Here is a 7070-nt window from a genome sequence, read left to right as displayed (position 1 = left end):
GGCTGGCCGGGCGGCAACCCTCTCCCGTAGTGGGGTGCCCCAGATGAGGATCCGGTCGCGGCGAACGGCCGCGGCAAGTACGGCGCCCGGAAGGGCGTCCGGCCGATAGCTGGAGGAGAGCCATGACCGTCACATCCGTGGGCCAGGCCGTCACCGGGGCGGAATTTCGACGCGCCATGGGGCATTGGGCCACGGGCATCTCGGTCATCACGACCCAGAGCGAGGGCACGCTGGCCGGGCTCGTGAGCAATTCGTTCACGTCCGTCAGCCTCGAACCCGCCCTTGTCTCGTGGGCCGTCGACAAGCGCTCGTCGTCCTTCGATGTCTGGAACACTACCGACAACTTCGCCGTGCACATCCTGTCCGAGTCGGATCGCGATCTCGTGCAGCGATTCGTGGCGAAGGGGACGGAGAAGTTTGCGGGACTGGCCTGGGAGCCCGGCGTGATGGGCTCGCCGATCGTGGCCGCCCACGTCCCGCGCATCGAGTGTCGCCTCTGGCAGCGGGTGGACGCGGGGGACCACGTGATCCTGATCGGCGAGGCAGTGAGCGTCTCGGATCCGGAGAGCTTCCGTCCCCTGACCAACCACGTCTACTGGGCCAAGTAGCCCCGCGCCCGCTGCTGGGACGAAGGCGCCTTCGTGCCAGCAGCGGGTCGGCGTTGCCGATCGCGGCCGCACTGGGCCACGCTGGATGCGTGAGCCTCGATGTCCTCTCTCCGTTGCGCCGCCGCCTCCAGCTGACCTTCTCGGGCCAGACTGAGGGCATTCCCGAGTGGGAGCTTGCGCTCGAGGACGGCGACGACGCGGGCTACTTCCCGCCGGACTCTCTCACGTGGCGCGTCAACGGCGGGATGACGCCCATCATGGGCGGCATCCGCGCCCTTCTCACGCAGGCCCTGCACCCGGGCGTCCTCGCGGGCGTCGTGGACCATTCCCATTACCAGGAGGACCCGCTCGCGCGCCTCGCGGGAACGATCCGCTGGATCTTCACCGTGACGTACGGCGACACCGCTGCGGCCGAGCGCGCGTGCGCGTACGTGCGGCACCGGCACGACGCGGTCGTGGGCGAGTACGTCGACGGGCGCGGCATGCACGGGACGTATGCAGCCAACGATCCCGAGCTCGCCGAGTGGGTCCACATCGCGTTCGCTGATGCCTTCCTCGGCTCCTACGAGTACATCCGCGGCCCGCTTCCGGCCTCCCAGGCGGACGCCTACGTTGCCGAGTGGGCGAGGGCCGGCGAGCTCATGGGCGTGGCAGAGCCGCCGCGCTCGGTTTCGGCCCTTCGGCGGCGGATGGCGGAGTACGACGACGGCGCGCGCCTCGCTGGCGGTGCCCGGGTCGACGACGTCGTCGGATTCATCCGCAGGCCGCCCCTCGACCCCCTGCTCGTTCCGGGCTACCGGATGCTCTTCGCGGCAGCCGTCGACTCGATGAGCGACCGGCACCTCGAACTCCTCGGGCTGCAGCGCTCGTCCCTCGGCCCTGTGCGGCTCCCTGTCCGCTCGGCCGCTCGCGCGACCCTCGCCGTCGTCGGCCGTGCCCTGGGGAGCACGGGCCCGAGCGAGGCCGCGGCCCGCCGCCGTCTCGCGCGCCTCGGCGCCCTCTAACCCCGGCCGTCTCGGGTACGCCAACTCGACCCCTCTGTCGTCTCGGGTACGCCAACTAGGCCCCTTTGTCGTCTCGGGTACGCCAACTCGGCCCCTCTGTCGTCTCGGGTACGCCAAGTGCCCACTGCCCGGAAGAATGGCCGCATGTGGATCGTGTGGATCGAGTTCGACATCCTCCTCGGCGACGTGCACTCGCTCAAGGAGAAGCGCGGTGTCGTTCGGCCGATTGTCGGGGAGTTGAGGCGGAGATTCGAGGTTTCTGCCGCAGAGGTCGGCGACCAGGACCTCCACCGACGCGCCCGGATCGGTGCCGCGCTCGTGTCCGCGGACCGCGCGCACGCCGTAGAGGTGCTCGACGCCGTCGAACGCTTTGTGGCCGGGCGCCCAGAAGTAGAGCTCCTGAGCGCCAGACGCCGAGAGCTCCACAGCGACGACTGACTCCTGCTCTGGCCCTACCGAAACAGAGGTGCCCCGCCCTTCGGACTCGGCCCGCCGCTGGTGCGCGGGGTTGAGTCCGAAAGGTGGGGCACCTCCGAAGGATCAGCCGAAGTACTTCGGCAGTGTCCCCTCGTGCGCGTCGCGGAGCTCGGCGATCGGAAGGTCGAAGAGGCCCTGCACCTCGAGCGAGGTCGCGAGGACGTCGACGACGCCGAGGCGCACCGCCGGGAAGCGGCGGGCAGCGGCCATGTCGTTGAACCGCACCTCCTCCGAGCGCGGGACGGCGACGACGGCGCGCGCCTGCGACTCCGAGAACAGGGCCGTGAACGCGTCGATTCCGTCGCGCTCGCACACGTCGTCCAGCGCCACGCGGGCTCCGACGCCGAAGCGCAGCACCATCTCGGACAGGGCCGCGGCGAGGCCGCCCTCGGAGACATCGTGCGCTGAATCGACCATGCCGTCGCGCGAGGCGTTGATGAGGATCGCGCCGAGCGTCTTCTCCGCCTCGAGGTCGAGCTTCGGCGGGAGGCCGCCGAGGTGCCCGCGCAGGTTCGCGAACTCGGAGCCGTCGAGCTCGTCGCGCGTCGTGCCGAGCAGGTAGATCGCCTGCCCGTCCGCGTTCTGCTGCCAGCCCGACGGCGTGCGGCGGGCGACGTCGTCGAACTTGCCCAGGACGCCGACGACGGGCGTGGGGTGGATCGCCGTCGTGCCCGTCTGGTTGTAGAGCGAGACGTTGCCGCCGGTCACCGGGATGCCGAGGGTCTGGCACGCGTCGGCGAGACCGCGCACGGCCTCGGCGAACTGCCACATGACCTCGGGGTCCTCGGGCGAGCCGAAGTTGAGGCAGTCGGTGACCGCCATCGGCACGGCGCCCGACGTCGCGACGTTCCGGTACGACTCCGCGAGGGCGAGCTGCGCGCCCGTGTAGGGGTCGAGGTACGCGTAGCGGCCGTTCGCGTCAGTCGAGAGGGCGACGCCGAGGCCTGACTCCTCGTCGACGCGGATCACGCCGGCGTCGTCGGGGGACGCAAGCGTCGTGTTGCCGCCTACATAGCTGTCGTACTGCTTCGTGACCCACGACTTGTCGCACATGTTCGGCGAGGCCATGAGCTCGAGGACCGCAGCCTTGAGCTCGTCGCCGGTCGTGGGGAGGGCTGCGCCCGCGGCAGAGGCCCGGAAGCCGTCCTGCTGCACGCCGTCGAGCCACTCCGGCCGGTGCAACGGGCGGTTGTACACCGGGCCCTCGTGGGCCACGGTGCGGGGATCGACGTCGACGATCGTCTCGCCGTCCCACGTGATGACGAGGCGCCCCGAGTCCGTGACCTCGCCGAGCCACGAGAACTCGACGTTCCACTTCTCCATGACCTTCTCGAACTCGGCCACGTTCTCCGGGGTCACGACCGCCATCATGCGCTCCTGCGACTCGGACATCAGGATCTCGCCCGGGGTCAGGGTGGGGTCGCGGAGGAGGACGTTCGTCAGCTCGACGCGCATGCCGCCGTCGCCGTTCGAGGCGAGCTCCGACGTCGCGCAGGAGATGCCCGCCGCGCCGAGGTCCTGGATGCCCTCGACGAGCGAGTGCTTGAAGAGCTCGAGGCAGCACTCGATGAGCACCTTCTCTGCGAACGGGTCGCCGACCTGGACGGCGGGCCGCTTGGAGGGCTTCGTGTTGTCGAAGGCCTCCGACGCGAGGACGGACGCGCCGCCGATGCCGTCGCCGCCCGTGCGCGCGCCGAACAGCACGACGCGGTTGCCCACGCCGGACGCGTTCGCGAGGCGCAGGTCCTCGTGGCGCAGGACGCCGACGGCGAGCGCGTTGACGAGCGGGTTGGCCTGGTAGACGGAGTCGAACACGACCTCGCCGCCGATGTTCGGCAGCCCGAGCGAGTTGCCGTAGCCGCCGATCCCGGAGACGATGCCGTGCACGAGGCGGGGCGTGTCCGGGTGGTCGATCGCGCCGAACCGCAGCGGGTCCATGACGGCCACGGGCCGCGCCCCCATCGAGATGATGTCGCGGACAATGCCGCCGATGCCCGTCGCGGCACCCTGGTAGGGCTCGACGAACGAGGGGTGGTTGTGGGACTCGACCTTGAACGTGACGGCCCAGCCGTCGCCGAGGTCTGTGACGCCGGCGTTCTCGCCGATGCCCACCATCATGTCCTTCTTCATCTCGTCGGTGAGCTTCTCGCCGAACTGGCGGAGGTGCACCTTCGAGGACTTGTAGGAGCAGTGCTCGCTCCACATGACCGAGTACATCGCGAGCTCGGCGGCGGTCGGGCGGCGGCCGAGGAGCTTGACGATCTCCTCGAACTCGTTCTGCTTGAGCCCGAGCTCGGCCCAGGGGAGCTCCGTCTCCGGGGTCCCGGCGGCGTGCTCGACGGTGTCGATGTTGAACTTCTGCGCGGTCGTGGTCGCGCTCGTCTCGTTAGGGGTGGTCACTTGCCCTCTCCCACCAGCTGGCTCAGGACGGACGCGAAGAAGCCGAGACCGTCGGTGCTGTACTGTCCGTCGGCGCCGAGGGGGCCGAATCCGGGCTCGATCGCGTGCTCGGGGTGCGGCATGAGGCCGACGACGTTGCCCGCGGCGTTCGTGATGCCCGCGATCCCTCGGCGCGAGCCGTTCGGGTTCCAGCCGACGTAGCGGAAGGCGACCCGGCCCTCGCCCTCGAGCTCGTCGAGCGTCTTCTCGTCGGCGACGTACTGGCCGTCCTGGTTCTTGAGGACCACGGTGATCTCCTGGCCCTCCTCGAACTGGTTCGTCCACGCTGTGCGGTTGTTCTCGACCCGCAGGGCCTGGTCGCGGCAGATGAACTTGAGGTGGTCGTTCTTGATCATCGACCCCGGGAGGAGGTGCGCCTCGGTCAGGATCTGGAAGCCGTTGCAGATGCCGAGCACGGGCAAAGGATTCGAGGACGCCGCGCCGGAAGCTGCCTTTGTGATCTTCGCCATGAGGGGTGCGAAGCGTGCGATCGCCCCGGCCCGCAGGTAGTCGCCGTAGCTGAATCCGCCGGGGAGAACGACGGCGTCGACGTCGCCCAGCTCGCTGTCGGCATGCCAGAGGGGGACGGGGGTCGCGCCCGCAAGGCGGACGGCGCGGGCGGCATCGCGGTCGTCCAGGGTGCCGGGGAAGGTGACGACGCCGATCTTGGCGCCGGAGAGTGCGGCGTCGGGCTTCCCCCCGAGGTCGCCGATGAGGGGAGTCTCGCTCATGCTCATTCCGCCTCGGCGGGCGCGGCGAGTTCCTCGGACGCCACGGCGGTGGATTCGTCCAGCACCTCGACGTTGACCACGTCCTCGATCACAGGATTCGACAGCATAGTCGCGGCCGCCTCGCGGGCCTGCTCGAGGATTTCGTCAGTGACCGGTCCGTCCACCGTGAGTTCGAACCGCTTGCCCTGCCGCACGCCGCTGAAGGCGGTGAACCCAAGCCGCGGGAGCGCCCCAACGATTGCCTTCCCCTGCGGGTCGAGAATCTCTGGTTTCGGCATGACATCGACAACGATCCGGGGCATCAACGGGCTCCTGTGATTGAGGGGAGTTGCAACCTGATTCTACCGGAGCCCCCGAAGCCGCTGGAATCGCGGCGCTAGTGTAGCCCCATGACCCTCGATCCCGGTGCACGCTGCCCCTGTGGAAGCGGCGACACGTACGGGGCCTGCTGCGGCCGCTTCCACGCTGGCGCGGCCGCTCCGACCGCCGAATCGCTCATGCGCTCACGCTTCAGCGCGTTCGCGCAGGGCGGCCCCGAGATGCGGGACTACCTCCTTGCGACGTGGCATCCGTCCACGCGGCCGCCCACGCTCGAACTGGACGATTCCACGCGGTGGCGGCGACTCGACGTCGTCCGTACGGAGGCCGGCGGCCCCTTCGACGACTACGGGATCGTCGAATTCGCCGCCCACTATGTAGAGGCGCCCACAACGCCTGAAGCCGTCCGCGGCGTCATGCGCGAGACCTCCCGCTTCGTGCGCGAGGACGGCCGCTGGTTCTACGTCGAGCCCCTCGCGTAGGGACCGTGGCTCGCGGCGCCGCTAGAGGAGCGCAGCCGCCAGTGGCCCGATCGCCGCCGTCAGCCGCTCCCGCAGCACCGCTGCCTCGGCCGCGAAGGCCCGCTGCCGCTCGACGTACTCCGCCTTGCCGGCGGGGGTCTCGATCGGGATGGGCGCGTAGCCCCAGTCGGAAAGGTCGTACGGGGACGCCTGCATGTCCATTTCCCGAACGCGCCACGCGAGCTCGAAGCAGTCCATGAGGAGCTCGCCCGGCACGGCAGCCCCCAGTTTGTAGGCCCACTTGTAGAGGTCCATGTTCGCGTGGAGGCAACCTGGCTGCTCGAGCAGCCGCTGCGTCTCGCGCGTGGGCTGGACTTCGTTGCGGGGCGCGGCGTCGGGCGTGTAGAAGCGGAACGCGTCGAAGTGGGTGCACCGTATGCGGTGTTCCTCCACGACGCGATCCGTGCCCTCGGCACCGAGCCGCAGCGGGAGGTACTCGTGGCGGATCCCGAACTTCTCCGAGCGGTACACCATGGCCCACTCGTGGAGCCCGAAGCAGCCGAACTGCCCCGGCCGCTCGGCCGTGCCGCGCAGGATCACTGCGCAGAAGCGCACCGTATCCTCACGCTCGAGCAGGTAGCTTGGGGCGTCGAGCACGACGGCGCATTCCCCGGCCGCGACGCCGCTCGCCTCCCGTTCGGCTTCGGTGAGCGGGCGATAGTGCTTCCAGCCGAGCCGCTCCGCGGCGGCCTCCCCGGAGAGCACGACGCCGGCCCCCGGGTGCCAGCGCCCCAGTTGCCCGGGCTTGTGGGTGTAGTACGTGAAGAGGAAGTCCTCGACGGGGTGTTTCTTCCGCTGGTTCCGCCGCGAGACGAACGGCTCGGCGAAGCGCGCCACCCGCTCCGCGTGGGCCTGGGCGCGCGGAAGCCACTGGTCTTCCGTGAGGAAAGGGCCCAGGGGGACGACGCCGGATGCGGCGTGGACGGGGAGAGGCACCGATCCATTATCCCGGCTCCGGCGCCGAGCGCGAAG

General features: G+C 69.9%; 8 protein-coding genes and 1 riboswitch. Of the genes, 4 read left to right on the top strand and 4 right to left on the bottom strand.

The window, feature by feature from the left end; all coding sequences use genetic code 11:
• Positions 1 to 86, top strand: a riboswitch (SAM riboswitch). This riboswitch is flagged as partial in the annotation.
• A gap of 36 nt (positions 87 to 122) precedes the next feature.
• The 3 genes from V7053_RS17065 (at position 123) to V7053_RS17055 (ending at position 2050) form a co-directional block, all read left to right on the top strand.
• Positions 123 to 608, top strand: a complete 486-nt coding sequence (locus V7053_RS17065) for a flavin reductase family protein (protein ID WP_334173462.1) — start codon at positions 123 to 125, stop codon at positions 606 to 608.
• An 89-nt stretch (positions 609 to 697) separates the two neighbouring features.
• Positions 698 to 1612 carry an oxygenase MpaB family protein gene (locus V7053_RS17060; RefSeq protein ID WP_334173461.1) on the top strand — a complete coding sequence of 305 codons (915 nt, stop codon included), beginning with the start codon at positions 698 to 700 and terminating at the stop codon, positions 1610 to 1612.
• A gap of 144 nt (positions 1613 to 1756) precedes the next feature.
• Positions 1757 to 2050: a DUF503 domain-containing protein gene (locus V7053_RS17055; RefSeq protein WP_334173460.1), complete on the top strand. Its 294-nt coding sequence runs from the start codon at positions 1757 to 1759 to the stop codon at positions 2048 to 2050.
• A 102-nt stretch (positions 2051 to 2152) separates the two neighbouring features.
• Here V7053_RS17055 and purL read toward each other — a convergent pair whose 3' ends face one another.
• Genes purL through purS form a run of 3 tightly spaced genes read right to left on the bottom strand, consistent with a single transcriptional unit; the run spans position 2153 to position 5561 of the window.
• Complete coding sequence (gene purL, locus V7053_RS17050) at positions 2153 to 4489, bottom strand: phosphoribosylformylglycinamidine synthase subunit PurL (protein ID WP_334173459.1); 2337 nt, start codon at positions 4487 to 4489, stop codon at positions 2153 to 2155.
• Entirely contained in the window at positions 4486 to 5259 is a 774-nt protein-coding gene (gene purQ / locus V7053_RS17045; protein ID WP_334173458.1) for a phosphoribosylformylglycinamidine synthase subunit PurQ, read from the bottom strand. The genes purL and purQ overlap by 4 nt, the downstream gene beginning before the upstream one ends.
• Before the next feature lie 2 nt (positions 5260 to 5261).
• The gene (purS, locus tag V7053_RS17040) at positions 5262 to 5561 is read right to left on the bottom strand and encodes a phosphoribosylformylglycinamidine synthase subunit PurS (RefSeq protein WP_334173457.1); all 300 of its coding nucleotides are present in this window, start codon (positions 5559 to 5561) and stop codon (positions 5262 to 5264) included.
• An 87-nt stretch (positions 5562 to 5648) separates the two neighbouring features.
• Here purS and V7053_RS17035 point away from each other — a divergent pair, with 87 nt between their 5' ends.
• Positions 5649 to 6059, top strand: coding sequence for a YchJ family protein (locus V7053_RS17035; RefSeq protein ID WP_334173456.1), 411 nt, complete (start codon positions 5649 to 5651; stop codon positions 6057 to 6059).
• A gap of 21 nt (positions 6060 to 6080) precedes the next feature.
• On the opposite strand, the gene V7053_RS17030 is transcribed toward V7053_RS17035, so the two are convergent.
• Positions 6081 to 7034 carry a 3-methyladenine DNA glycosylase gene (locus V7053_RS17030; protein ID WP_443022659.1) on the bottom strand — a complete coding sequence of 318 codons (954 nt, stop codon included), beginning with the start codon at positions 7032 to 7034 and terminating at the stop codon, positions 6081 to 6083.
• Between the last annotated feature and the right edge of the window lie 36 nt (positions 7035 to 7070).

The organism is Sinomonas sp., assembly GCF_036848755.1.
Lineage (GTDB): Bacteria > Actinomycetota > Actinomycetes > Actinomycetales > Micrococcaceae > Sinomonas.
Note: the sequence above shows the minus strand (reverse complement) of the source record. Positions and strands in the feature narration are given on the sequence as shown.